Raw genomic sequence first — 25,255 nt, 5'->3', positions numbered from 1 at the left:
ACGCCCACGCGGGGCGGGGCTCAGCCGCCGCGCTTGGCCCGCGCGAAGGCGTCGGCCAGGGCGTTGTTGGCCGGCGGCGCACCGCTGCCCGGGCGCGGGCCGGGGGCCGCGCCACGGCCTCCCTGGCGGGCGCCGCCACCACCACCGCCGTCGCGCCGACCGCCGCCGGCCGGGCGCGCATCGCGTTCGCCGGGGGCCTTGGCGGGGGCCGGGGTATCGTCCAGGCGCCGGGTCAGCGCGATGCGCTTGCGGGCCACGTCAACCTCCAGCACCTTCACCTTGACGATGTCGCCGGCCTTGACCACGTCGCGCGGGTCTTTGACATAGGTGTCGGACAACGCCGAAATGTGGATCAGGCCGTCCTGGTGTACCCCGATGTCCACGAACGCGCCGAACGCAGCCACGTTGCTGACCACGCCTTCCAGCACCATGCCCGGCTTGAGGTCCTTGATCTCTTCCACCCCTTCGGCGAAACGCGCGGCCTTGAACTCCGGGCGCGGGTCGCGGCCGGGCTTCTCCAGTTCCTTGAGGATGTCGCGCACGGTCGGCACGCCGAAGGTGTCGTCGGTGAACTGTTCGGCCTTCAGTCCGCGCAGGAAGCTGCCATCACCGATCAGCGCCTTGATCGGGCGCGCGGTGGCGGCCACGATCCGCTCCACCACCGGGTACGCTTCCGGGTGCACCGAGGACGCATCCAGCGGCTGGTCGCCGTCTGCAATGCGCAGGAAGCCGGCACACTGTTCAAAGGTCTTGTCGCCCAGGCGCGGCACCTTGAGCAGGTCCTTGCGGCGCTTGAATGGACCGTTTTCGTCGCGGTGGCGCACGATGTTCTCGGCCACGGTCGAGGACAGGCCTGAAACCCGCGACAGCAGCGCGGCAGAAGCGGTGTTGACGTGCACGCCGACCGCGTTGACGCAGTCTTCCACGCGCGCATCCAGCGCGCGCGCCAGGCGGTACTGGTCCACGTCGTGCTGGTACTGGCCCACGCCGATCGCCTTGGGTTCGATCTTGACCAGCTCGGCCAGTGGATCCTGCAGGCGACGGGCAATGGAGACTGCGCCACGGATCGACACGTCCAGGTCCGGGAATTCCTTCGCCGCGAACTCCGACGCCGAATACACCGAGGCGCCGGCTTCGCTGACCACGATCTTCTGCAGCTTGGCTTCGCCCAGCGCCTGGATCACTTCACCGGCGAGCTTGTCGGTTTCGCGGCTGGCGGTGCCGTTGCCGATCGCGATCAGCTCCACGTTGTGCTTCATGCACAGCTGTTTGATGGTCTGCAGCGACTGCTCCCACTGGCGGCGGGGTTCGTGCGGGTAGATGGTGTCGGTGGCCACCAGCTTGCCGGTGGCATCGACCACGGCGATCTTGCAGCCGGTGCGGATGCCCGGGTCCAGCCCGAGCACCGTCTTGGGCCCGGCCGGGGCCGCCAGCAGCAGGTCCTTGAGGTTGTCGCCGAACACCGCGATGGCTTCGGCCTCGGCCTTTTCACGGGCCTGGTTGAACAGGTCCAGCAGCAGGTGCATGTGCAGCTTGGCGCGCCAGGTCAGGCGGCAGGCGTCGAGCAGCCAGCGGTCGCCCGGGCGGCCGGCGTCGCGGATGCCGGCCTTGAATGCCACGCGGCCTTCTGCATACACGTGCCCGGCCTCGGCGTCGCTGCCCGGATCCAGTTCCAGGAACAGGATGTCCTCGCGGCGCGCGCGGAACAGCGCCAGCAGGCGGTGCGAGGGAATCTTTGCCAGCGCTTCGGCGTGCTCGAAGTAATCGCGATATTTGGCGCCCTGCTCTTCCTTGCCTTCGGCCACGCGCGCACGGATCACGCCGTGCTCGCCCAGCCAGGCGCGCAGCTCACCGACCAGCGCGGCGTCTTCGCCCCAGCGCTCCATCAGGATCGCGCGCGCGCCTTCCAGCGCGGCCTTGGGGTCGGCCACGCCCTTGTCGGCGTCAACGAAACCGGCGGCGAACACCTGCGGATCCAGGCCCGGGTCGGCCAGCAGGCCGTCGGCGAGCGGTTCCAGCCCGGCTTCGCGGGCGATCTGCGCGCGGGTGCGGCGCTTGGGCTTGTACGGCAGGTACAGATCCTCCAGGCGCGACTTGGTGTCCGCGCCGAGGATGTCGTTGCGCAGTTCGTCGCTGAGCTTGCCCTGTTCGTCGATGCTGGCCAGCACCGCCGCGCGGCGCTCTTCCAGCTCGCGCAGGTAGGTCAGCCGGCTTTCCAGGTTGCGCAGCTGGGTGTCGTCCAGGCCGCCGGTGACTTCCTTGCGGTAGCGGGCGATGAACGGAACGCTGGCACCTTCGTCGAGCAGGGCGATGGCGGCGTGCGCCTGGGCAGGCTGGGCACCGATTTCATCGGCGATGGTCTGGGCGATCTGCTGGGCGAGCTTGAGGTCTGGCATTGCGTCCGGCCGAAGCCACTATGCGGAAAACACCGATTGTGGCAACGCCGGGCGGCGGGGGAAACCCGTTGACATTCCCGAAAAATGCCCATGCCGACCAGCGGTCGGCATCTACCGGTAATGCTGGGCTGCGCGGACCCTGACCGCCTCATCCTGCAACGACTCCAGGGCCATCACCCGGACCCTGCCCAGGCCCTGCAGTTCCATGAAGCGCTCGGTGTAGATCTCAGGGCCGATGTCGGTATCGGCACGTGATTTGGTGAAGCCGTGGGGCACCAGGCCCTTGTCGCCATCCTTGCTACCACCGACATAAAGAACGATTGCCATGTGATGTGTTCCTCCAGAAACGTCATGCAGGTACTGCCGGCACAGCTTAGCGCGCCCAACCTGACTGGTGTGTCAGGAGGCTAATGACGTTTGTTTGCATGCAGATGACGTCGCGTTACCGGCGCATTGCTTACCGTTTTTTTAACGGCCACCAGCCGTGACCGTGCAGCGCGTACAGATCCGCCGCGCGCTCGAACGGGTTGCGCGCGCTCACCCCACCGCACAGCAGGTACACCGGCAGGTAGAACGGCCCCAGCACCAGGTACTGGTAGACATGCGCGCGTTCGTGGTCATGCAGGCCGATCACGGGCTCGGTGCAGTGTCCGGCCTGGTGCGCATAGGTGCGGCAGGGGATCTCCAGGCTGGCACCGGTGTGCAGGATCACGTTGCCCAAGGTGATCGCCCCGCCCGGCCCCCAAGGGTACTCTCGGAACACCAGCGCACAGTCGCGCCGGCTCCAGTACGGGCGCGCGCCGGCCAGCATGCCGGCCAGCCCGCCCAGCACGCCGATCAGGGTGTTGGGCGCGGTCCAGACCGCCCCCAGCCCCTGCAGCGCGCGCAGCGCCGGTGGCGGCAGGCTCAATCGGCCTCGTTGGGGATCAGCAGCCACAGCACCAGGTACACCAGGATGCCCGGGAACGCCGCCGACGCCAGCGACACCAGCACGAACAGGACGCGCAGCAGGGTCGGGCTCCAGCCGAAACGGTGGGCGATGCCGCCCATCACCCCGGCAATCATGCGGTCGTTGAGCGAACGCGAAAGCGTGCGGGGGGCGGTGGTGTTCATGGCGAGGTCCTCCAACGGTAATGGGGGAACGGTAGCGCAGCGGGTGTGTAGCCGATGCGTTTTGAATGGAGCGGCGGACCGGCCCGGTTCAGCGCGGCTGGCGCAGCGCCTGCAGGCGCGCGCCGAACCACGCCGCCGCGGTCTGCTCGGGCTGGCCCGGGCAGGCAATCCGATACGCCTTGCCGCTGATGCTGCTCTGGCTGGCGGCACGCTCGATGAACTGCTCGGCGGTATCCACTTTGTCTTTTTTCAGCAGGTAATCGTACTTGCGCTGCAGGTGCGCACGCGCCTCGGCGGCATCGTGCCAGCTGCCGTTGCGCTGGAAGCGGCAGGACGAGCCGTCCAGCGCACCGATCAGGGCGCCAATCTCGCGGCGGGCCGCCTCGCTGGGCGCTGCCGACGCGCTGCCGGCGGTGGCGGCCAGCAGGATGGCCAGCAACGCGCTCTTTCGGATGTCCATCAGCTGCGCTCCGCCAGCCAGGCCGAAATGGTCCCCGGCACTTCGCGCTGGGCGCGGCCGGAGACGTAGATGCCGATATGGCCGCCGCGGAAGCTGCTTTCGGTGTAGTCGGTGCTGCCGATCCGCGCGCCCATCGCGCGCGAGGCATCCGGCGGCACCAGGTGATCCTGCTCGGCGTAGATGTTCAGCACCGGCAGGGTGACCTGGCGCAGGTCGACATGCTCCTCGCCGATCGTCACCCCGTCACGCATCAGGCCGTTGCCCTGGTAGAACTGCTTGATGAAGTCACGGAAGGCCTCACCGGCCAGGTCGGGCGAATCGAAGATCCACTTCTCCATGCGCAGGAAGTCCTGCAGTGCGGCCTTGTCATCGAGGATGTCCAGCAACCCCACGTACTTCTGGATGTTGAGCCGGAACGGCTTGAGCATCAGGTAACTGGCGTTCATCAGGTCGGCCGGGATGTTGCCCAGCGTGTCCACCAGCAGGTCCACGTCCACCTGCCGCGCCCAGTGCGAGAGCATGTTGTCCGGGGTCTGGAAATCCACCGGGGTCACCATGGTGATCAGGTTGGCCAGTTTGGGCTGGCGCAGCGCGGCGTAGCACAGCGCGAACACGCCGCCCTGGCAGACGCCCAGCATGTTGACCGGTGCGCCGTCGTTGGCGGCGACCAGGTGGTCGACGGCGCCCTCGACATAGCGCAGCAGGTAGTCTTCCAGGGTCTGGTAGCGCTCGGAGCGGTCCGGGTAGCCCCAGTCCAGCACGTACACGTCGTGCCCCAGCGCCAGCAGGCGCTGGACCAGCGACCGGTCGGCCTGCAGGTCGACCATGTAGGGGCGGTTGACCAGCGCGTACACGATCAGCAGCGGGGTGCGCTGCACCGGCGCCTGCTCACCGACGAAGCGGTACAGCGTGACCTTGCCGTCGCGCCAGACTTCCTCGCGCGCGGTGGCGCCGTAATCCACGTCCTCCACCGACGGCAGCAGCTTCAGGCCATCCATCAGCTTGCGCTGCATGGACAGCGTTTCCTGCAGCAGGTCTTCGGCATTGAAACCCAGCGGTCCCTTCATGGGGCCGCCTTGCGCGCACGCGGCTTGGGCGCGGCCTTCTTCGCGGGCTTGTTCGCAGGCTTCTTTTCCGGCGTGCCGGCAGCGGGCGACGGCGAGCGCCTGGTTGCCGCCGCCATGCGCCGTACCAGCCGCTCCAGTTCGGTGATGCGCCGGTGCGCGGCATCCATCTCGGTGCGGGTCGGCAGGCCGAACGCCTCGCTGATCCGCTCCACTTCCTGCTGCGCCGCGCCGCGCAGGCGCATCTGCGCGTTGCCCAGCGCGGCGTAGACCTGCTGGAACGGTTCGGACATCGCGACTTTGCCGTAGGCCTCCTCGGCCGCCTCGATCCACAGGTCGAACATCGCGCGTGCACTGGTCAGCTGGTTGCCCGGCTGCTCATGCTCGGCAAGGCGCTGCTCGAACAGGGTGAACGCATTGTCCAGCGCCTGCTTGATCTGGTCCACGTAGTCACGGGCGTGGCCCTGGTACTCCTGCTGGGCGCGCAGCAGCGCCTGCCAGCGCGCCTGGTGTTCGCGACCGGGCCCGAACGCGGGGCTCTGCAGCCACGGCCCGAGGTCCTGCTGCAGCCGTTCCAGCAGCGCCAGCAGATCCGGCCCACCGGCCTGGGTATGCCCGCGCGCGCCCTGCAGCATCCACTTGAGCAGGCCGTCGCCCTGCCCCTCCACCGCCTCGCGCCACGCCTGGGCGATATCGGCACTGCTGCTGTCCTGGCCGGCGAAACGCGCGGCCACCTGCTGCATGGTGCCGTACCAGCCGCCGGCCTGCTCGCGGAACCGGTGCACGGCGTCCTCGGACTGGCGGTTGCCCGGGTTGGACATCAGCTGCGCCCAGCCCTCGATGGTCTGCTGCCAGGTGCCCGGCGCGGCGCCGGTGGTGTCGCCCCCGGTGGGGGCCGCGGCGTGCCGCAGCGCATCGCCCCAGGCGCTGAAGTACTGCCGGGCCAGCGCCTCGAAGTCGCCTGCGTCGTGGCCGCCGCCGGCGGTATTCATGGCTTGGGAATGCGCAGGGTCTTGCTGATCATCAGCGAACCCGACAGCGCGAACAGCAGCACCAGCGGGTGCAGCTGCCACGGCCCCAGCTGCCAGCGGCCGAGCCACAGGTCATGGCCGATCGCGCCCATGCTGGCGGCAACGGCCAGCACCACCACCAGCGCCAGGCTGGTCGGAATGGGCGTGCCCTCGAAGTACGGCACCTTGTCGCCATCGCCGGCCAACGCTTCGGCGGTCACGTTGTAGCGGGCCAGGCGGCTCACCCCGCAGCAGACGAAGTAGCTCAGGACCAGCCAGTCCCAGCCGCCCTGCATGCCACAGGCATAGGCCAGCGCGGCCGGGGCCACGCCGAAGGAGATCACGTCCGAGAGCGAGTCCAGCTCGCGGCCCAGGGTCGAGCTGGACTTGCGCCAGCGCGCGATCCGCCCGTCCAGCGCATCGAAGATGAAGGCCATCGGGATCAGCGCCATGCCGAACAGCAGGTAGCTGCGCTCGCCGTCCTGCAGGTAGCGCATGGCCGCAAACACCGCACCGGTACCGCAGAACGCGTTGGCCAGGGTGAACCAGTCGGCCAGGTGGAACTCGCGCAGCATCGTGAAGTGACGTTTCATGGAAGCTCGGTGGGCGGCAATGCCGAAAGAGTACCGCGACCGGGCCGAACCGCGACAGCCTTCACGGTTGCCGACCTTCGCATCGTGCTCACGCGATGCTGACCAGCGGCGAATTTTTAGCCACCCATCTTGACAGCCATGGGGGCTGGTCGCCGCCGCGCGTTATCCACAAACTTACGCACCGGTCATCCACACCCCCTGTGGATAAGCCGCGCCTATCGTCAAAGCCGGGTGTACGACCAGGACTGCATCGTGCCGTCGCGGTACGGCATCACCCCATGGAACGGGCGCGGGTCCTCGTCGAACACCAGCGGCAGGAACTGGCGGTCGCCTTCCCACAACGGCAGGGTCTCCAGCTTGTCCACGTCCACCCACTCCAGGGCGCCCTCCGGGTTCGAGGTCAGGGGCGTGCCGGTGAAGTCGTCGATGACGAACACAAAGCCGAACCAGTCTTCGCCGTGTTTACCGAACCCGGGCCAGCTGATCGTGCCGCGCATCCGCATGGTGCCGCACTCGATCCCGGCCTCCTCGAGGATTTCCCGGCGCATGCCGGCGGCCACGTCTTCGTCGCGCTCGACCTTGCCGCCCAGTCCGTTGTACTTGCCCAGGTGCTGGTCACCCGGCCGTGCGTTGCGGTGGATCATCAGGGCCTGGCGGCCATCGGGCGACAGCACGTAGCCCAGCGTGGCCACGATCGGGGTATAGGGCATGGAGGCAACGGCTCGCAGGACACAATCGCCGATTATGCGCGATCCGTGCCGGGCCGGTCGCTCAGCCGGCCACCTGGGCGCGGCGGGTGTCGGCCGGGGCCGCCAGCGCGTTGTGGTCGCGGCGCAGGGTGGCCACGCCATGGCCGCGCTCGGCCAGGTATTCCAGCCACTTGCCCAGGAAGGTGTTCATGCGCATGCGGTGGCTGATCAGCTCGGCCGGCGGCGGGTACATGCCCACCACGTCCTGCCAGCGACGGCCCACGTAGCAATGGGTGGTCTCGGCCTGGCGCGCATCGCGGTACAGGCGCACATAGGCCGACGGGTCGGGCTGGCCGGTCACCGGGTCGGCGAAGTCATAGGTCAGGCGCAGTTCGACCGTGTAGGGATGGCATTCGATGACATCAAGCCGCACATCCAGGCCATCCCCCACCGAGGACACGTAGCTGCCCGGTTCCAGCCCGGCCGGTTCGAACAGCCGCACCAGGTGGCGGTAGTTCTCGGCATACAGGCCCATCAGCCAGCTCAGGCGGCTGAGCCGGGGAATGCGTTCGATGCGGGGTGATGCCTGGGCCATGTCTCGATCCTACACGTTGAAGAATCAAACGTGGGGACGCGCCCGCTGCGCCGGTAGGTCACGACCGTTGGTCGTGACGCCTTCCGTTAATACAACTCGCGCTGCAGCCCCAGCGTGGTCAATACCTTGCTCGAGATCTCCTCGATCGAGGTATGGGTGGTGCTCAGGGTGGGAATGCGCTCCATCCGGAACATGGTCTCGGCCGCAGCGACCTCGCGCCGGCAGGTCTCCAGGTTGGCGTAGCGCGAGTTCGGGCGCCGCTCCTGGCGGATCTGCTGCAGCCGGTCCGGGTCGATGGTCAGCCCGAACAGCTTCTTGCGGTAGGGCCGCAGGCGGGCCGGCAGGCGGTCCTGCTCCAGGTCCTCGTCGGTCAGCGGGTAGTTGGCCGCGCGCACCCCGTAATGCAGGGCCAGGTAGATGCAGGTCGGGGTCTTGCCGGCCCGCGACACCGCCACCAGGATCACGTCGGCATCGTCGTAGTTGATGGCGATGCCGTCGTCGTGGGTCAGCGCGAAGTTCATCGCGTTGATGCGGCGGTGGTAGGTCTCGAAGTCCACCATGCCGTGCGCCTGGCCCACCCGGGAATGGCGGTTCACGGCCAGTTCGCGCTCCAGCGGCTCGATGAAGGGGGCGAACACGTCGAGCATCAGCCCCCCGCTCTCGGCCAGGATCATGCTCAGCCCGCTGTCCACGCAGGAACTGACCACGATCGGCCGGACCTGGTAGCGCTCCCCCGCCGCGCGGATCCGTTCACAGGCTTCGCGGGCCTTTTCCGGATCGTCGATGAACGACATTCGATCGGTGATGAAGCTGAACCCGGAGAACTGGGTCAGGAGGCTATGCCCAATGGTTTCAGCGGTGATACCGGTTCCATCGGATACGTAAAACACCGGACGGATCGTCGACATGCGCCATTTACCCCCTCTGAAGCTTAAAAAGGCCGACGATACAAGCTTGTGCCGACGGCGGTATGCCCGGCATCATATCGGCTTCTTCCTACGGACGTGGCCATCCAAGCCCGCCTCGGGCGATGGCCAAACGGAGCATCGCGCTTGAACGAGAATATCCTGTGGTTGCACGAACTGCGCCTGGCCGACCTGGCCCGCGTAGGCGGCAAGAATTCGTCGCTGGGCGAAATGATCGGCAATCTTGCCGGTCTGGGGGTATCCGTCCCCGGCGGTTACGCAACCACCGCTGAAGCCTTCAAGGACTTCATCGCGCACAACGATCTGTCCAAGCGCATTTTCGACAAGCTGGCCACGCTGGACGTGGAAGATGTCGCCGCGCTCACCGCTGCCGGCAAGGAAATCCGCGGCTGGGTGATCGACGCGCCGCTGCAGCCGCAGCTGGACCAGGACATCCGCAGCGCCTACAGGCAGCTGTGCGACGAAAACGGCGGCGGCGACGTGGCCGTGGCGGTGCGCTCCTCGGCTACCGCCGAAGACCTGCCCGATGCCTCCTTCGCCGGCCAGCAGGAAACCTTCCTCAACGTCACCGGTGCCGACGATGTCGTGCACAAGGTCAAGGAAGTGTTCGCCTCGCTGTACAACGACCGTGCCATCGCCTACCGCGTGCACCACGGCTTCAAGCACGAAGACGTGTTCCTCTCTTCCGGCGTGCAGCTGATGGTGCGCTCGGGCGTGGGCTCGTCCGGCGTGCTGTTCACCCTGGACACCGAATCGGGCTTCCGCGACGTGGTCTTCGTGACCTCCAGCTTCGGCCTGGGCGAAATGGTCGTGCAGGGTGCGGTCAACCCCGACGAGTTCTACGTCTACAAGCCCACGCTCAATGCGGGCAAGCCGGCCATCCTGCGCCGCTCGCTGGGCAGCAAGGCGATCCGCATGGTGTATTCGGACGTGCCCGGTGAGCGCGTGCGCATCGAAGACACCCCGGTGGAGATCCGCAATACCTTCTCGATCAGCGACGAGGACGTGCAGGAACTGTCCAAGCAGGCGCTGATCATCGAAAAGCATTACGGCCGCCCGATGGATATCGAGTGGGCCAAGGACGGCGTGAGCGGCAAGCTGTTCATCGTGCAGGCGCGCCCGGAAACGGTGAAGTCGCGTGGCCATGCCACCCAGATCGAGCGTTTCGCGCTGAACCAGAAGGACGGCAAGGTGCTGGCCGAAGGCCGCGCGGTGGGTGCCAAGATCGGTGCCGGCGTGGCCCGCGTGGTCAAGTCGCTGGAAGACATGGCGCGCGTGCAGCCGGGCGACGTGCTGATCGCCGACATGACCGACCCCGATTGGGAGCCGGTGATGAAGCGCGCTTCGGCGATCGTCACCAACCGCGGTGGCCGTACCTGCCACGCGGCGATCATCGCGCGTGAGCTGGGCGTTCCGGCCGTGGTCGGCTCGGGCAACGCCACCCAGGTGCTGCAGGACGGCCAGGAAGTGACGGTCAGCTGCGCCGAGGGCGACACCGGCTTCATCTATGAAGGCAAGCTGGACTTCGAGCGCACCACCACGGACCTGGGCAACATGCCGCCGGCGCCGCTGAAGATCATGATGAACGTGGCCAACCCGGAACGTGCCTTCGACTTCGGCCAGCTGCCGAACGCCGGCATCGGCCTGGCCCGCCTGGAGATGATCATTGCCAGCCACATCGGCATCCATCCCAACGCGCTGCTGGAATACGACCGCCAGGATGCGGCCACGAAGAAGAAGATCGACGAGAAGATCGCCGGTTACGCCGATCCGGTCAGCTTCTACGTCAACCGCCTGGCCGAAGGCATTGCCACGCTGACCGCGTCGGTGGCGCCGAACCCGGTGATCGTGCGCCTGTCGGACTTCAAGTCCAACGAGTACGCCAACCTGATCGGCGGCAGCGGCTACGAGCCGCACGAAGAGAACCCGATGATCGGCTTCCGCGGCGCCAGCCGCTATGTCGACCCGAGCTTCTCGGCCGCCTTCGCGCTGGAGTGCAAGGCCGTGCTGCGCGTGCGCAACGAGATGGGCCTGGACAACCTGTGGGTCATGATTCCGTTCGTGCGCACGCTGGAAGAAGGCCGCAAGGTCGTCGAGGTGCTGGAACAGAACGGCCTGAAGCAGGGCGAGAACGGCCTGAAGATCATCATGATGTGCGAGGTGCCGTCCAACGCGCTGCTCGCCGATGAGTTCCTGGAAATCTTCGACGGCTTCTCGATCGGTTCGAACGACCTGACCCAGCTGACGCTGGGCCTGGACCGCGATTCGTCGATCGTGGCGCACTTGTTCGACGAACGTAACCCGGCGGTGAAGAAGCTGCTGTCGATGGCGATCAAGTCGGCACGCGCCAAGGGCAAGTACGTGGGCATCTGCGGCCAGGGCCCGTCCGATCATCCGGACCTGGCCGAATGGCTGATGCAGGAAGGCATCGAGTCGGTGTCGCTGAACCCGGACACCGTGGTCGATACCTGGCTGCGGTTGGCCAAGCTCAAGGCCAAGGGCTGATAACAAAAAACCCCGCTTCGGCGGGGTTTTTTGTGTTCAGGCTCCGCGTTGACACGCGTGGCGTGTCACTACGCTTCGATTGTTTCGGCGCTGGGGTAATCGGTGAAACCGGCTTCGGCGCCGCCGAAGAACGTTGCCTTGTCCGGCGCGTTCAATTCCAGGCCGTGCTGCAGGCGCAGCGGCAGGTCGGGGTTGGCGATGAACGGCCGGCCGAAGCCGATCAGGTCGGCCCAGCCCTTGGCCAGCGCTTCTTCGGCGCGCTCGACGGTGTACTTGCCGGCATAGATCAGGGTGCCGCGATAGATCATCCGCAGCGCTTCCTTGAACGCCACCGGCATCACCGGGGCGTCCTCCCAGTCCGCTTCGGCGATGTGCAGGTAGGCCACACCGATGCTGTCCAGGATGTGCGCGGCGGCCAGGTAGGTGGCCTGCGGGGTGTCGTCGACCGCGCCCTGCAGGGTGGTCAGCGGGGCCAGGCGCACGCCGAGGCGGTCAGCGCCCACTTCGGCGGCGACTGCTTCGGCCACTTCGCGCAGGAAACGCAGGCGGTTCTGCAGCGAACCACCGTAGCCGTCGGTGCGCTGGTTGGCCTGCGAATCGATGAACTGGTTGATCAGATACCCGTTGGCGCCATGCAGCTCAACGCCGTCGAAGCCGGCGTCGATGGCGCGGCGGGCGGCCAGCGCGTAGTCGCGCACGATCTGCGGGATTTCGCTGATGTCCAGGGCGCGCGGCATGGAGTGCTGGACCATCTCGCCTACCCCGCCCTGTGGGCCGGTGCCGGCGACGTCGACGAAGACCTTGACGCCTTCGGCCTGCAGGGCCGAGGACGAAACCGGTGCGGCGCCGTTGGGCTGCAGGTCCACGTGCGAAACGCGGCCTACGTGCCAGAGCTGGGCGAAGATGCGGCCGCCGGCGGCGTGCACCGCGTCGGTCACGCCGCGCCAGCCGGCGACCTGGGCGTCATCGTGGATACCGGGAGTCCAGGCGTAGCCCTGCCCCTGCGGGCTGATCTGGGTGCCCTCGCTGACGATCAGGCCGGCCGAGGCGCGCTGGGCGTAGTACTGGGCCATCAGCGGGGTGGCGACGTTGCCGCTGGCCGCGCGGGAGCGGGTCATCGGCGGCATGACGATGCGGTTGGGCAGGGTCAGCGGGCCGAGGCGGTAGGGGGTAAACAGCATGGGGGAGGTCCTTGGTAATCGACTGGCCCAAGGATGGGGACGACCCAACGCGGCAAAAAGCGCCATGGCGGCAAAACAGTTGTGCCGTGGGTGCAATGATCGAACGCCAGGACCGCCTGGGACACGCATGGCGTGTCGCTACGGGGTTTCGCCTGCGAGCTGGTTGTAGGCGGCGCGCACGGTTTCGTAGCCGTACTGCTTTTCCAGCCGGCGGACGATGAAGTGGCCGCGCGCCATGTCCTGGTAGTAGTCGGTGAACATGGTGTTCAGGGTGGCACCGGCTACGGCGCCGATGATCGGCACCGCTTGGGCGGCGAACTTCTCGGTAACCACCACGCCGAAGCGGGCGGCGACCTTTTCAACGATCTTGGCCAGCCACTTGCCGGCTTCCTTCGGGGTCAGGCCGATCATCACGCCACCGCCGCCCACCGCAGCGCCGGCCAGCTCGGCCGACAGGTGGCGCATCACTTCGGCGGTGAAACCACGGGTGATGTAGTAGCCGGTCTCGCTGGCGTCGTCCTGGCCGGAGTTGCCGCCCAGCGCGAACACTTCCAGGCAAGCGTGGCGGGTGCCCATCTCGCTCAGGTCGAACCCTTCGCTGCGCGCGACGTCGGCGACCGAGCGCATCATGATCGTGGTCGACACCGGCAGCTCGAGGAACAGCGCGGTGAAGCCGAACGCGCCGCCCAGCGCACCGGTGGTGGCGGCCGCCAGCTTGTGCCAGCGCGTGGATGCGGCCTTGCCGGGGGTGTTGTCCATGCTCCACAACGCCGCCTGCGCCGACTTGAACAGCGCCGCCTCGACCGCCCCGTGGATGCGCCGCGACACCGACTGCGGCAGCTTCTTCACCGCGAACTCCAGCGGCGAACCGATCAGGTTGGCCATCTTGGCAGTGAGCGTGGGCGATTCCAGCAGGCCCACCGCCCGTTGCAGGTCGGCCCAGTCCTGCGAGGTCGGCAGGATCTGTGCTTCCAGCGGCGGCGGTACGATACGGACGATATGGCTCATGCCCGGATCATACCGCCCGCAGATTGAATGAAGCACGACGGCAGCCCCGGCCGTTGGCCGGACCACGGGGACGTGAAACGTTCAGGAGGTCAGGCCACCGGCAGGCCGGACAGCGCCCCCATGAACTGCCGGTAATGGCGCAGTTCGGCGATGGAATCGTGCACGTCGCTCAGCGCCGTATGGCTGGAGGTCTTGCCCACGCCGGCGGCCACCGTCGGTGCCCAGCGCCGGGCCAGCTCCTTCACCGTGGACACGTCCAGGTTGCGGTAGTGGAAGTACTTCTCCAGGCGCGGCATTTCACGGTGCAGGAAACGGCGGTCCTGGCAGATCGAGTTGCCGCACATCGGCGAGGCGCCGGCCTTGATCCACTGCGCCAGGAAATTCACCGTCTGCGCTTCGGCCTGCGCCAGGGTCACCTGGCTGTCGACCACGCGCTGCCACAGCCCGGAACGGCGGTGCTGGTTGCGGTTCCATTCGTCCATGGCTTCCAGGCGCTCCACCGGGTGGTGGATGGCGAACTCCGGGCCCTCGGCCAGCACGTTCAACTGCGCATCGGTGACGACGGTGGCAATCTCGATGATCGAATCGTTGTCGGTATCCAGACCGGTCATTTCCAGGTCGATCCAGATCAGTCGTTCGCCTTCGGCGCCGTTGTCCGCCATGTCATGCCCTTGTGCAGAGTGTAATGCGACATGATACCGCCTTCGCGGCGTGGCCCGGCCGTGAAATCATTCCAGCAGCAGCGGCGGCTTGCCGCGTTTGGCCCGGAAATAATTGGTCAGCCGCGTACTGGCTTCCTTGGCGAGCACCCCGCCGTGCAGTTCCACGCGGTGGTTGTGGCGCGCGTCGCCGAGCAGGTCGAACACGCTGCCGCAGGCCCCGGTCTTGGGATCGGTGGCCGCATACACCAGCCGCGCCACCCGCGCATGCACCACTGCCATCGCGCACATCGCGCACGGCTCCAGCGTCACGTACAGGGTGCTGCCCAGCAGGCGGTGGTTGGCCAGCGCCCTGCCCGCCTGGCGCATCGCCACGATCTCGGCGTGGGCGCTCGGGTCGTGGTCGGCGATGTTGAGGTTCCAGCCTTCACCCAGCAGCGTGCCGTCGGCCCCCACCAGCACCGCACCGACCGGGATCTCGTTGAACTCGCGCTCGGCGCGTGCAGCCAGGCCCAATGCGTGCTGCATCCAGTATTCGTCCTGGTCGTGCACCGGCACGCCCAGCGGCGGAGGCGGCGGCAGGCGCTCAACCACGACCATCGGCCTTGCGCAGGAATGCGTCGAAGGCCGCCAGGGTGGCCTCGCTGACATGGTGTTCAATCCCTTCGGCATCGCGTCGGGCCGAATCGGCATCCACGCCCAGCGCCAGCAGGAAACGCTCCACGGTCTGGTGGCGGGCGCGCATTTCCACCGCCAGCTGTTCGCCGGCCGGGGTCAGGAACACGCCCCGGTACGGCCGCTGGATCGCCCAGCCTTCCTTGACCAGGCGCTTGAGCGCCTTGGCCACCGTGGGCTGGGCAACGCCCAGGCGGGTGGCGATGTCCACCTGGCGTGCCTCGCGGCCATCGGCGATCAGGTCCGCGATCAGCTCCACGTAGTCTTCGACCAGCTCCGAGCGGCGCGCCTCGCGCACCTGCACGAACCCCTCCACGTGCACCTGGGCATCGATCAGCGGGGTGGCGGTCTTGGCACGGGAAGGCGACATGCCTCCAGTTTACCGTAGTGACGGGCCCTGCCCGTCATGGCAGACCGGCCAGGCTCAGTCCGCCCGACGCAGCAACCCGGTCTCGAACAGCACCGCCCCTTCCAGGTTCCGCGCCGACAGCAACCCCCCATGCGCCCGGGCGAACTCGTGGGCAATGAACAGCCCCAGCCCAAGCCCGCGGCTGTCGTGGAAACTGGCCTTGAACGGCTCGAACAGGCGCGGCAGCAGCGCTTCGGGAATCTGCCCGGCATTGCGCACCTGCAGCCGCAGCGAATCGCCGGGAAGGCCACGCACCAGCACCTGCACCGGCGCATCGCCGCCATGCAGCACCGCGTTGCCGATCAGGTTGGAGAGCAGCTGCGCCAGCCGGTCCGGATCGCCCTGCAGGCGCGTGTCGCCCTCCACCTGCAGCTCGATCTTCGCCTTCGGGTGGGCGCGGCCGACCTCGTTGACCACCACGGCGGCCACCTCGGCCAGGTCGCATTCCTCGGTCTGGAGGCGCAGGCCACCGCTACGGATCCGCGAGAAATCCAGCAGCTGCTCGACCATCCGCGCCATGCGCACCGCGCTGTTTTCCAGGTGCACCAGGGTCTGCTGTGCGGACGGGTCGTCGGGCAGGTCCAGCGACAGTTTGTCGGCGCACAGCAGGATCGCCGACAACGGCGTACGCAGGTCGTGGGTGAGCACCGCCATCATGGTTTCATTGAGCTTGAGCGCGTGCTCCAGGGCCTGGTTGCGCGCCTTGAGCAGCTGCTTCTGCTGGTAGAGCTCGATGAACACATTGACCTTGCTCATGATCACCTGCGGCTCGATCGGCTTGTGCAGGAAATCCACCGCGCCGCTTTCGTAGCCCTTGAAGGCGCGCACCGGGTCGTTCGGCGAGGCGGTCAGGAAGATGATCGGCACGTCGCGGCTGCGCTGCGAACCGCGCATCAGCTCGGCCAGCGAAAAACCGTCGATCTCCGGCATGTGCACGTCCAGCAGCGCCAGCGCCACTTCGTGTTCCAGCAGCAGTTCCAGCGCTTCGGCACCCGAGGCCGCGCACAGGATGTCCAGGCCGTCGCGGCGCAGCAGCGCCTCCATGGCGACCAGGTTCTGCGGGACGTCATCGACGATGAGCAGGTTCACGCGCTCGGTGGCCGGCGTCGTGGTGGACTCGATAAGGTTCATCGGGCAAGGCCTTTCATGCGCGAGCATAGGGAGGTGAGCGTCAGCACCGCATCGGCGCCGGCATGTGCCAGCGCAGCCGCCGGCATGATCGGGGAATAGGCATCATCGGGGCTTTGGATCCAGGCCTGCCCACCGGCGCTGCGGACCGCGGCAACGCCGGCGCTGCCATCATTGCTGGCCCCGGTCAGCAGGATGGCGAGCACGCCACTGCCGAACACCTCGGCGGCGCTTTCGAACAGCGGGTCGATCGCCGGCCGCGAGAACAGCACCGGCGCGTCCACCGACAACGCCAGGGTGCTGCGGCTTTCGACCAGCAGATGGTAGTCCGGCGGCGCGAAGGTCACCGTACCGGGCGCCAGCGGCTGCTTGTCCTCGGCTTCGCATACCGCCAGCGGGCAACGCAGGCCGAGCAGGTCGGCGATCCGGCTCGGGCGGTCACGTGGCAGGTGCAGCACCACCAGCACCGGCATCGGCAGGTCCGCCGGCAGCGCGGCCAGCAGCTGCTGCAGCGCGCTCACGCCGCCGGCGGAGGCGCCGACCACGATGACCTCGAACTCGGGCTGCTCGACCGTGGCGTCCATCAGGCCAGCTTCCGGTACAGGCGCTGTTCGCGCGCGCAGGCTTCGAATTCATCAGCGTGCTCGCCGAACTGCAGCGATTCCTTGCTGCCCAGGCCGAGGAAGCCACGGTGCACCAGCGCCTCATGGAACAGGCCAATGGCGCGGTCCTGCAGGGCGCGCTGGAAGTAAATCAGCACGTTGCGGCACGACACCAGGTGTACTTCGGAAAACACGGTGTCGGTGGCCAGGCTGTGGTCGGCGAACACGATGTTGCGCTTGAGCCGGCGGTCGAACACTACGCTGCCGTAGCCGCTGCTGTAGTAATCCGACAACGAACCGGTGCCGCCCGCCTCCAGGTAGTTGCGGCTGAACTGGGCCATCCGGTCCAGCGCGAACGCGCCGGTTTCGGCGGCTTCCAGCGCATCGGGGTTGATGTCGGTGGCGTAGATGATGGCGCGGTCCAGCAGGCCTTCTTCCTGCAGCAGGATCGCCAGCGACCACACTTCCTCGCCGGTGCTGCAGCCGGCGATCCACAGCTTGATGGACGGATAGGTGCGCAGCACCGGGATGGCGTGCTCGCGCAGCATGCGGAAGTAGGCCGGGTCACGGAACATTTCCGAGACCTGCACGGTGAAGTACTGCATGGCCAGCGCAAAGGTCTCCGGCTCATGCAGCAGCCGGTGCTGCAGCGCGCCCATGTTGTCGCACTCGAAGCGGGCCATGGCGTGGCGCATGCGCCGGCGCAGCGACGCCAGCGCGTAGTCGCGGAAGTCGTAGTGGTAGCGCTGGTATACGGCCTCCAACAGCAGCCGCAACTCCAGGTCGAACAGCTCGGCGTCGTTCATCGGCGCGAACACCACACGCGGCACAGCGAGACCAGCTTGTCCACGTCGATGGGCTTGGCGATGTAATCGTTGGCACCGGCCTGCAGGCAATGCTCGCGGTCATCGGGCATGGCCTTGGCGGTCAGCGCGATGATCGGCAGGTCGCGCCAGCGGTTGTCGCGGCGGATTTCGCGCATTGCGGTCAGCCCGTCCATCTCCGGCATCATGATGTCCATCAGCACCAGGTCGATGTCAGGGCCCAGTTTGTCCAGGGCTTCCCGACCGTTGCGGGCGATTTCCAGCTTCACTCCCAGCGGCTCCAGCACGCTGGACAGGGCGAAGATGTTGCGCACGTCGTCCTCGGCCAGCAGCACGGTACGCCCGTCCAGCACCGCATCGCGGCGGCGCGCTTCGCGCAGCAGGCGCTGCTGGTCGCTGGGCAGCGAGGCTTCCACGCTGTGCAGGAACAGGGTCACTTCATCGAGCAGGCGCTCGGGCGAGCGCGCGCCCTTGATGATGATGCTCTTGGAATAGCGGCGCAGGCGCTGCTCTTCGTCGCGGGTCAGTGCGCGCCCGGTGTAGACGATGACCGGCGGGAAGGCGACCGCCTCGTTGCCGGCCATGTATTCGAGCAGGTCGTAGCCGGTGCCGTCGGGCAGCGCCAGGTCGGTGACCATGCAGTCGAAGGTGGAGGTGCCCAGTTCGGCCTTTGCTTCAGCGAGGCTGCCCACCGCGGTGATTTCCAGCTGGTCGCGGCCCAGCAGCAGCTGCAGGTTGGAGCGCAGCGCGCTGTCGTCCTCGACGATCAGCAGGCGGCGCACGTCGCGCTCGCTGGTGGCTTCCAGCTGCTGGATCGCCTCGACCAGGCGTTCGCGCGTGGCAGGCTTGATCACATACCCGATCGCGCCCAGCTCCATCGCCACCTGCGAGCGTTCCAGCCCGGAGACCACGTGCACCGGGATATGCCGGGTGGCCGGGTCGCGCTTGAGCCGCTCCAGCACGCTCAGGCCGGACACATCGGGCAGGCCGATATCAAGCAGCACGCCGTTGGGGCGCAGCTCGGCGGCCAGCGCGAGGGCTTCTTCGGCGGTCTGCGCGACCACGCAGTCGAAGTCCAGCTCATGGGCCATGCCCACCAGCGCCTCGGCGAAGGTCACGTCGTCCTCGACCACCAGGATCATGCGCCCGGCGCGGCTGCGGCGGCCACGGTCATCCACCACGCGCGGCGAAGGGGCAGCGGCGGACGCGTCATGCGCGCTGCCGAACAGCGGCGCCGGTGCGGCCGGCTTGGCGGCCGGCGCCGGGCGCACGTCAGGCGCCGCCATCGGCGCTGCCGTCGCAGTACCCGCCGCCAGCGGCAGGTCCAGGGTGAAGCAGCTGCCGCGACCGGGCTCGCTGGACACGGAAATGCTGCCGCCCATGCGCGCGGCCAGGTCGCGCGAGATCGACAGGCCCAGGCCCGTGCCGCCGTAACGGCGCCGGGTGCTGCCATCGGCCTGGCGGAACGCTTCGAAGATCACGTCGGTCTGCGCCTGCGGAATGCCGATACCGGTATCGGTCACCGCGAACTGGATGCGCCCTGCCCCGTTGCCGCGCACCACCAGCGAGACACTGCCGTGTTCGGTGAACTTGACCGCGTTGGCCAGCAGGTTCTTCAGGATCTGCTGCAGGCGCTGGCCGTCGGCCACCAGCTGGCTGGGCGCATCGGTGTCGGCGCGGATGTCCAGCGCCAGGCCCTTCTGCGCGGCCAGCGGCTCGAAGGTCTCCTTCAGGCGCTGCAGCACGCTGGACACCGCCAGGTTTTCTTCGGCCAGTTCGACATGCCCGGCTTCGATGCGCGACAGGTCCAGGATGTCGTTGATCAGCGCCAGCAGGTCGTTGTTGGACGAGTGGATGGCCTGCGCGTACTTGACCTGTTCGGCGGTCAGCGTGCCGTCCTTGTTGTCGGCCAGCAGTTTGGCCAGGATCAGCGCGCTGTTGAGCGGGGTGCGCAGCTCGTGCGACATGTTGGCCAGGAACTCGGACTTGTAGCGCGAACTGGCCTCCAGTTCGCGGCTGTTCTGCACCAGCTGACCCTGCGCGATCAGCAGCGCCTGCTGGCGCGATTCCAGTTCATGGGTGCGCTCTTCCAGCTGCACGTTGGTCTGTTCCAGCTCGGCCTGCTGCTGTTCCAGGTTGGCCTGCGAGTGCAGCAGGCTGCGGCTCTGTTCTTCCAGCTCTTCATTGGCCACCCGCAGCTCTTCCTGCTGGGTCTGCAGCTCTTCGCTCTGGCGCTGGGTTTCTTCCAGCAGCTCCACCAGCTGCGCGCGCAGCAGTGCGGTGCGCAGCGCCATGCCGATCGGCTCGGCGCACTGCAACAGCAGTTCCAGTTCCAGTGAACGCGCCGGGGACACGCCCGCGCGCCCCAGCTCGATCAACCCGATCACCGCGCCATCAGCGGTGATCGGTCCCAGCAGGCGCTGGTGCACGGGGGTGCGGCCCAGCGCGGTTTCAATCTCAAGCAGGCTTTCGCTTTCTTCCAGCCGACGGGCTTGGCCCTGTCGCAGGACTTCGCCCCACTGCCCGGCAGACGCCATCAGGGAATCGGGCAGGTGCGGCGGCAGCGCCGCGCCGCCAACCAGCACCAGGCGTTCGCCCTGCAGGCGATAGACCGCACCCACATCCGCGTTCAGCTGCGCGCACAGCGTGCGCATGGCTTCGTCGGCCAGCGTGCGCGGTTCCGGATCCCCGCGCAGGCTCACCGTCACCGCGTTCTCGCCTTCCTGCAGCCACAGCGCATCGGCGGCCGTACGCCGGGCCTGGATGGCCTTGATCACCGTCAACGCCATCAACAGGAAGCAGATCCCGCCAATGGTGCGGTTGACGAATGAAAATGCGGAATTGGTGCTCGCCGGGGCCAGGTGGTACCCGACGACCAGCAGGATGCACGAGCCGGCAGCGACCAGCAGCGGCACCTCCAGCCGGCGCTGGAACAGGGTGACGCCCACCGCGATGAAGTACGTCAGCCACACCGCATAGCCCAGCGGCACCACCAGCTCCAGGCCGATGGTGAAGGCCATCAGGCCGGCCGATGCCAGCCAGATCCAGCGATCGCGAGCGGTTGGCGCTGCATTCATGCACACGGTTCCAGGGTGAAAAGGGGTTCGATGTTAACCGAACTGTGAATTCGGGCGTTATACGCCAAATGGCGACGTGTTCAGAACCAATGTTGACACTATCTTCACATCCCGACTTCTACGGTTCAGCCCCTTAAAGGGGAGTAAAACCGCCGCCGTGGTCCAGGCAGTCACCGATATCGCGCCGCTTGCTGATGATCGTCTGCAGTTGCAGCTGTTGATCGATCACGTATCCGATCACGCGATTTACCTGCTAGACGCTCAAGGCTGCATCCGCAGCTGGAACCGGGGCTGCCAGCGGGTCAAGGGCTATTCCGCCGAAGAAGTCATGGGGCAGCACGTGCGGCTGTTCTACGCCCCCGACGAACGCGCCTCCGGCACCGCCGAACACACCCTCGGCCAAGCCGAGCAGCATGGCCGCTACGCTGGCGAAGGCTGGCGGGTGCGCCGCAGCGGCGAATGCTTCCGCGCCAGCGAGGTGATCGAAGCCGTGCGCCAGGACGGCGCCCTGCTCGGCTTCGTCAAGGTCACCCAGGACGTCACCGAGCGCTACCACGCCCAGCGCCTGCTGCAGGACGCCCAGCGTGCACGCGAGCAGTTGCAGCAGTTCGAGGGCGTGGGCCGGCTCACGCGTGGGCTGGCGCACGAATTCAACAATCTGCTGACCACCATCGGCAACGCGCTTGACCTGATCTCGCTGCGCCCCGGCGCCGATGCGCGCACCCGCGAACTGACCGAAATGGCCCAGGCCGCCGCCGACCGGGGCTCGCTGCTGACCCGCCAGCTGCTGGCGTTCTCGGCCGACCAGACCCTGGTACGCGAGCCTTTGCAGGTAGCGCGGCTGTTCGAACAGGAACTTCCGGTGCTGCAGCGGGCCTGCCCGGACAACATCCGGCTGCGTCTGGAAGTGCCTTTCGACCTACCTCGAATCACCACCGATGGCGTACAGTTGCATACCGCTGTATTGAACCTGCTGCTCAACAGCTGCGAGGCCATGCCGCAGGGCGGGACCATCACCATCAGTGCCACGGCCGAACACCGCCTGGCCCCGGACCTGGCCAACCCCACGCAGCGCCGCTATGTGGCCATCGCGGTGACGGACCACGGCAATGGCATGCCCCCGGATGTGGCCGAGCGTGCCAGCGAACCGTTCTTCACCACCAAGGAAGTCGGCAAGGGCAGCGGTCTGGGCCTGAGCCAGGTATTTGGCTTCGTGTCCCAGTGCGACGGTTTCGTCGATGTACAGACCGCCCCCGGACGCGGCACCACTGTCCGTTTGTTGTTACCTGCCCTAGAGGAAGTCGCGCATGTCTGAGCCCCTTCGTGTGTTGATGGTCGAAGACCAGGAAGACCTGCGCGAGCTGATCGGACAGGCGCTGCGTGATTTCGGCATCGATGTGCATACGGCGACCGACGGCCCGTCGGCCGTTCAATTGATCGACCTGAACGGCGGTTTCGATGTCGTGTTCAGCGACATCAACATGCCCGAAGGCATGAGCGGCCTGGAACTGAGCGCGCATGTCGCCAATGCCCTGCCGAACGCCCGGATGATCCTGTCGTCCGGCTATGCGCGCTCCCAGTTGCCGCCGCTTCCCGATAATGTTGAATTCCTGCCGAAACCCTACCGGCTCAAGCAATTGATGACGCTGTTGAAGGAATCGTCGCCGGCGACCTGATGCGCGCCGAGGTGAATGCTTCATACCTGAACGGCGCACTTCACACCGGCACTGCAAACGCGGCGGGATAGTACCTGCGTACTCCGTTTGACAGGACGCACGGAATGCTCGACCGCAGCCAGGATCTGGAACGCATTGCGCTGATCGAAGCGCTCAACGTGATGGATCCCGCCTTGGGGCGCTCGCTGGACCCGGTCACCGAACTGGCGGCGTTTACCTTCGGCACCGCCATTGCGCTGATCTCCATCGTCGACGCCGACTCGCAGCGCTTCATCTCGCGGGTCGGGCTGGCGCTGGAACGCACCGACCGCCACCACTCGATCTGCTCGTGCGCGCTGCAGTCCAGCGGGATCCTGCAGATCGAAGACCTGCGCCAGGACCCCCGCTTCCACGACAACCCGCTGGTGGCCGGCCCCGAGCAGATGCGCTTCTACGCCGGCGCGCCACTGGTGACCCGAAACGGCATCGCGCTGGGCACGCTGTGCCTGATGGACCGCACCCCGCGCGTGCTGACCGCCGACGAGCAGCGCCAGCTGCAGACCCTGGCGCGGATCGTGGTCAACCAGATGGAACTGAAGATGTCGCTGGGCCGGCGCGAGCCGATCAGCGGGCTGCCCAACCGCCAGCAGTTCCAGGCCGACCTGAGCGTGCTCGGCCGCCAGGACGGTGGCAGCCAGTTCACCGGCGTGCTGCTGGATGTGTTCGACCTGCAGAGCGCCAATGACGCCGGCCAGGCGTTGGGCCTCAAACCGGTGGAATCCCTGCTCCGGCAGGCGTCGCTGCGCGTGCAGGAAGTGCTGACCGACGACGTGCAGGTCTACCACGTGGCCTCCACCCGGTTCGCCTTTGTGGTGCGCAACCACGACCACGCGCAGGTCGAGGCGTTGATGCAGCGGCTGCGCGAGCGCATGCGGCGGCCGTTGATGGTCGGCAGCATTCCAATGTCGCCGCAGTTCCACGCCGGGCTGTGCGATTTCCGTGCCGATCCGGATGAAGCCGGCGACCTGGTGCGCAAATGCATGGTGGCCTTGAACCACGCACTCCAGACCGACGCGTGCCTGTGCTGGTACTCGGCCGACCGCGATGCGCACCTGCGCCGCCGCTACCGGCTCGCCTCGGATGCCGCGCGCGGGCTGGCCCAGGACCAGTTCAGCCTGGTCTACCAGCCGCGCTATGACCTTCGCGATGGCCAGCCGGTGTCGGCCGAAGCGTTGCTGCGCTGGACCCACCCGATGCTGGGACCCATCACCCCGGGTGAGTTCATTCCGGTGCTGGAGTGCACGGCGCTGATGCCGGCGCTCAGCCAATGGGTGATCGAGCACGCGTTCGCGCAGGCGGCGCGCTGGCAGCAGCTGCTGCCGGGATTCACGTTGTCGATCAACCTGTCCCCCCGCGATTTCGATAACGCCAACCTGTGGACCGGCATGGCCGAGCGCCTGCAGGCGAACGGGCTGGTGCCCTCACAGATTGAAGTAGAGATCACCGAAGGCCAGTGGCTGCACAGCCACCCCGCCGCGCTGCCCCAGCTGCGCGCGATGGCCGCCGCCGGCGTGCGCATCGCCATCGACGACTTCGGCAGTGGTTACAGCAACTTCGGGTACCTGAGCGAAGTGCCAATCAGCCACATCAAGGTCGACCAGAGCCTGGTCACCGGCCTGGCGCGCTCGCGCACCGCGCGGCTGAAGGTGGAGGCCATCATCCGGCTCGCCCAGCAGCTGGGCTATCGCACCGTGGCCGAGGGTGTGGAGCATGAGTCCGAACTGTCGCTGCTGCGGCTGTGGGACTGCAACGAGGCGCAGGGGTATTACCTGGCCCGGCCAATGAGTGCCGATGCCGTCACGCAGTTGGTACTGGCCTGTCGCGCCGGGCCGCCGAGCGATATCGAGAGCGACTAGCCTTCGGTCGGAACCGTGACCAGTACACACAGGCGAATCGGCCTGTCCTGCTAGCATCGGGGTACCGGCGATCTGTCTCGTTCGCCCCGATGATTCGCTGCGCGGCCCTGTACGCGAACGCCTGGCTGGAGTGCCACCTTGAAGCGACTGACCCTGTTCTGCCTGACCGCCGTATTGATGACGGCCTGTAACCGTTCGGAGCCTGCCATGAGCCATGACCTGTCCAACGCCGAAGCCGATGTCGCTGCCGGTGGGCGTGGGCTTGCCACCCTCAACCCAGCACCGGTCAAGGCATACCAGATCACGCTGCGTCTCCATGGCGCACCCGGCGCGTTCCAGCATGTCCGCGGGACCGCCCAGTACGACGTCATCAATGAAGACCAGTGCGGCAACATCGAAACGGTCACGGGCACAGCATCGCGCATCACCAGCCAGGAGCCACTGGAGCTGACCCGCATCTCCGACGAGGAATACCAAGGCACTGTGTATCTGGACCGCATGAAGGACCAGGATTACTACGGGCGTGGGATCTGCCGCTGGGAGTTCACTGGCGCAGGTGCGCTGCTGAAGGCCACTGGCGCGCAGGAGGAGACGCGGTTCCTGACGTTCGTGGATGCACCGGATCTGGTGGGCGGGAAGGCGTACACGCGCTTTTACCCGCTCCGTGACTACCCCCGCGCAGGCCCGATCGAAGGCTCGTCGGATGTTCCTGCCATTGACAACTATGCGTCCAGCGGTGAAGAAGACCCATCGGAGTTTCGGGAAGGACT

25 protein-coding genes are annotated in these 25,255 nt (G+C 67.1%); 5 read left to right on the top strand and 20 right to left on the bottom strand.

What is annotated here, in order from left to right; all coding sequences use genetic code 11:
• Positions 1–20 precede the first annotated feature (20 nt).
• The 11 genes from KVS69_RS14510 to KVS69_RS14460 form a co-directional block, all read right to left on the bottom strand.
• The gene (locus KVS69_RS14510) at positions 21–2,396 is read right to left on the bottom strand and encodes a Tex family protein (RefSeq protein WP_217538677.1); all 2,376 of its coding nucleotides are present in this window, start codon (positions 2,394–2,396) and stop codon (positions 21–23) included.
• 111 nt (positions 2,397–2,507) lie between these two features.
• Positions 2,508–2,723 (bottom strand): hypothetical protein, encoded by a 216-nt coding sequence (locus KVS69_RS14505; RefSeq protein ID WP_095362682.1) that lies wholly within the window; start codon positions 2,721–2,723, stop codon positions 2,508–2,510.
• 130 nt (positions 2,724–2,853) lie between these two features.
• Positions 2,854–3,306, bottom strand: a complete 453-nt coding sequence (locus KVS69_RS14500) for a hypothetical protein (RefSeq protein ID WP_083214167.1) — start codon at positions 3,304–3,306, stop codon at positions 2,854–2,856.
• Positions 3,303–3,509, bottom strand: a complete 207-nt coding sequence (locus KVS69_RS14495; RefSeq protein ID WP_068852656.1) for a PspC domain-containing protein — start codon at positions 3,507–3,509, stop codon at positions 3,303–3,305. Before KVS69_RS14495 ends, KVS69_RS14500 begins: the two co-directional genes overlap by 4 nt.
• Positions 3,510–3,597: 88 nt before the next feature.
• Positions 3,598–3,969, bottom strand: a complete 372-nt coding sequence (locus tag KVS69_RS14490; RefSeq protein WP_068852660.1) for a YfeK family protein — start codon at positions 3,967–3,969, stop codon at positions 3,598–3,600.
• The gene (phaC, locus tag KVS69_RS14485; RefSeq protein WP_068852663.1) at positions 3,969–5,036 is read right to left on the bottom strand and encodes a class III poly(R)-hydroxyalkanoic acid synthase subunit PhaC; all 1,068 of its coding nucleotides are present in this window, start codon (positions 5,034–5,036) and stop codon (positions 3,969–3,971) included. The genes KVS69_RS14490 and phaC overlap by 1 nt, the downstream gene beginning before the upstream one ends.
• Positions 5,033–6,025 carry a class III poly(R)-hydroxyalkanoic acid synthase subunit PhaE gene (gene phaE, locus KVS69_RS14480; RefSeq protein WP_217538676.1) on the bottom strand — a complete coding sequence of 331 codons (993 nt, stop codon included), beginning with the start codon at positions 6,023–6,025 and terminating at the stop codon, positions 5,033–5,035. The genes phaC and phaE overlap by 4 nt, the downstream gene beginning before the upstream one ends.
• Positions 6,022–6,636, bottom strand: coding sequence for a CDP-alcohol phosphatidyltransferase family protein (locus KVS69_RS14475; protein ID WP_217538675.1), 615 nt, complete (start codon positions 6,634–6,636; stop codon positions 6,022–6,024). Before KVS69_RS14475 ends, phaE begins: the two co-directional genes overlap by 4 nt.
• Positions 6,637–6,857: 221 nt before the next feature.
• A complete protein-coding gene (locus KVS69_RS14470) occupies positions 6,858–7,346 on the bottom strand; it encodes an 8-oxo-dGTP diphosphatase (RefSeq protein ID WP_217538674.1) in 489 nt (162 codons plus the stop codon).
• 61 nt (positions 7,347–7,407) lie between these two features.
• Positions 7,408–7,920: a DUF1249 domain-containing protein gene (locus KVS69_RS14465; RefSeq protein WP_093535966.1), complete on the bottom strand. Its 513-nt coding sequence runs from the start codon at positions 7,918–7,920 to the stop codon at positions 7,408–7,410.
• Positions 7,921–8,006: 86 nt separating this feature from the next.
• The gene (locus KVS69_RS14460; RefSeq protein ID WP_068852678.1) at positions 8,007–8,828 is read right to left on the bottom strand and encodes a pyruvate, water dikinase regulatory protein; all 822 of its coding nucleotides are present in this window, start codon (positions 8,826–8,828) and stop codon (positions 8,007–8,009) included.
• Between the two features lie 144 nt (positions 8,829–8,972).
• Between KVS69_RS14460 and ppsA the strand changes: the two genes are divergently transcribed.
• Positions 8,973–11,351 carry a phosphoenolpyruvate synthase gene (ppsA, locus tag KVS69_RS14455; RefSeq protein WP_095362685.1) on the top strand — a complete coding sequence of 793 codons (2,379 nt, stop codon included), beginning with the start codon at positions 8,973–8,975 and terminating at the stop codon, positions 11,349–11,351.
• 68 nt (positions 11,352–11,419) lie between these two features.
• On the opposite strand, the gene KVS69_RS14450 is transcribed toward ppsA, so the two are convergent.
• The 9 genes from KVS69_RS14450 to KVS69_RS14410 form a co-directional block, all read right to left on the bottom strand.
• Entirely contained in the window at positions 11,420–12,532 is a 1,113-nt protein-coding gene (locus tag KVS69_RS14450) for an alkene reductase (protein ID WP_217538673.1), read from the bottom strand.
• 138 nt (positions 12,533–12,670) lie between these two features.
• Positions 12,671–13,540, bottom strand: a complete 870-nt coding sequence (locus KVS69_RS14445; RefSeq protein WP_068852687.1) for an EcsC family protein — start codon at positions 13,538–13,540, stop codon at positions 12,671–12,673.
• An 89-nt stretch (positions 13,541–13,629) separates the two neighbouring features.
• Positions 13,630–14,202: an oligoribonuclease gene (gene orn, locus KVS69_RS14440; RefSeq protein ID WP_093535972.1), complete on the bottom strand. Its 573-nt coding sequence runs from the start codon at positions 14,200–14,202 to the stop codon at positions 13,630–13,632.
• 66 nt (positions 14,203–14,268) lie between these two features.
• Entirely contained in the window at positions 14,269–14,799 is a 531-nt protein-coding gene (gene tadA / locus KVS69_RS14435; RefSeq protein WP_217538672.1) for a tRNA adenosine(34) deaminase TadA, read from the bottom strand.
• Positions 14,786–15,244 (bottom strand): manganese-binding transcriptional regulator MntR, encoded by a 459-nt coding sequence (gene mntR, locus KVS69_RS14430; RefSeq protein WP_068852696.1) that lies wholly within the window; start codon positions 15,242–15,244, stop codon positions 14,786–14,788. The genes tadA and mntR overlap by 14 nt, the downstream gene beginning before the upstream one ends.
• 54 nt (positions 15,245–15,298) lie before the next feature.
• Positions 15,299–16,414, bottom strand: coding sequence for a hybrid sensor histidine kinase/response regulator (locus KVS69_RS14425; protein ID WP_068852699.1), 1,116 nt, complete (start codon positions 16,412–16,414; stop codon positions 15,299–15,301).
• The gene (locus KVS69_RS14420; protein WP_217538670.1) at positions 16,411–16,995 is read right to left on the bottom strand and encodes a chemotaxis protein CheB; all 585 of its coding nucleotides are present in this window, start codon (positions 16,993–16,995) and stop codon (positions 16,411–16,413) included. Before KVS69_RS14420 ends, KVS69_RS14425 begins: the two co-directional genes overlap by 4 nt.
• The gene (locus KVS69_RS14415) at positions 16,995–17,819 is read right to left on the bottom strand and encodes a CheR family methyltransferase (RefSeq protein WP_068854687.1); all 825 of its coding nucleotides are present in this window, start codon (positions 17,817–17,819) and stop codon (positions 16,995–16,997) included. Before KVS69_RS14415 ends, KVS69_RS14420 begins: the two co-directional genes overlap by 1 nt.
• Entirely contained in the window at positions 17,816–20,914 is a 3,099-nt protein-coding gene (locus tag KVS69_RS14410; RefSeq protein ID WP_217538668.1) for a response regulator, read from the bottom strand. The genes KVS69_RS14415 and KVS69_RS14410 overlap by 4 nt, the downstream gene beginning before the upstream one ends.
• Positions 20,915–21,071: 157 nt before the next feature.
• On the opposite strand from KVS69_RS14410, the gene KVS69_RS14405 reads away from it, so the two are divergent.
• The 4 genes from KVS69_RS14405 to KVS69_RS14390 all read left to right on the top strand — a co-directional run.
• Complete coding sequence (locus KVS69_RS14405; RefSeq protein ID WP_217538666.1) at positions 21,072–22,229, top strand: ATP-binding protein; 1,158 nt, start codon at positions 21,072–21,074, stop codon at positions 22,227–22,229.
• The gene (locus KVS69_RS14400) at positions 22,222–22,590 is read left to right on the top strand and encodes a response regulator (RefSeq protein ID WP_095362691.1); all 369 of its coding nucleotides are present in this window, start codon (positions 22,222–22,224) and stop codon (positions 22,588–22,590) included. Before KVS69_RS14405 ends, KVS69_RS14400 begins: the two co-directional genes overlap by 8 nt.
• Positions 22,591–22,694: 104 nt before the next feature.
• Positions 22,695–24,485, top strand: a complete 1,791-nt coding sequence (locus KVS69_RS14395) for a sensor domain-containing phosphodiesterase (RefSeq protein WP_217538664.1) — start codon at positions 22,695–22,697, stop codon at positions 24,483–24,485.
• 138 nt (positions 24,486–24,623) lie between these two features.
• A partial coding sequence (locus KVS69_RS14390) for a hypothetical protein (protein ID WP_217538663.1) occupies positions 24,624–25,255 on the top strand: 632 nt, incomplete at its 3' end.

It is taken from the genome of Stenotrophomonas sp. GbtcB23 (genome assembly GCF_019091045.1).
Lineage (GTDB): Bacteria > Pseudomonadota > Gammaproteobacteria > Xanthomonadales > Xanthomonadaceae > Stenotrophomonas > Stenotrophomonas rhizophila_A.
The sequence above is the reverse complement of the archived record's forward strand: the minus strand, read 5'-3'. Positions and strand labels throughout refer to the sequence as shown.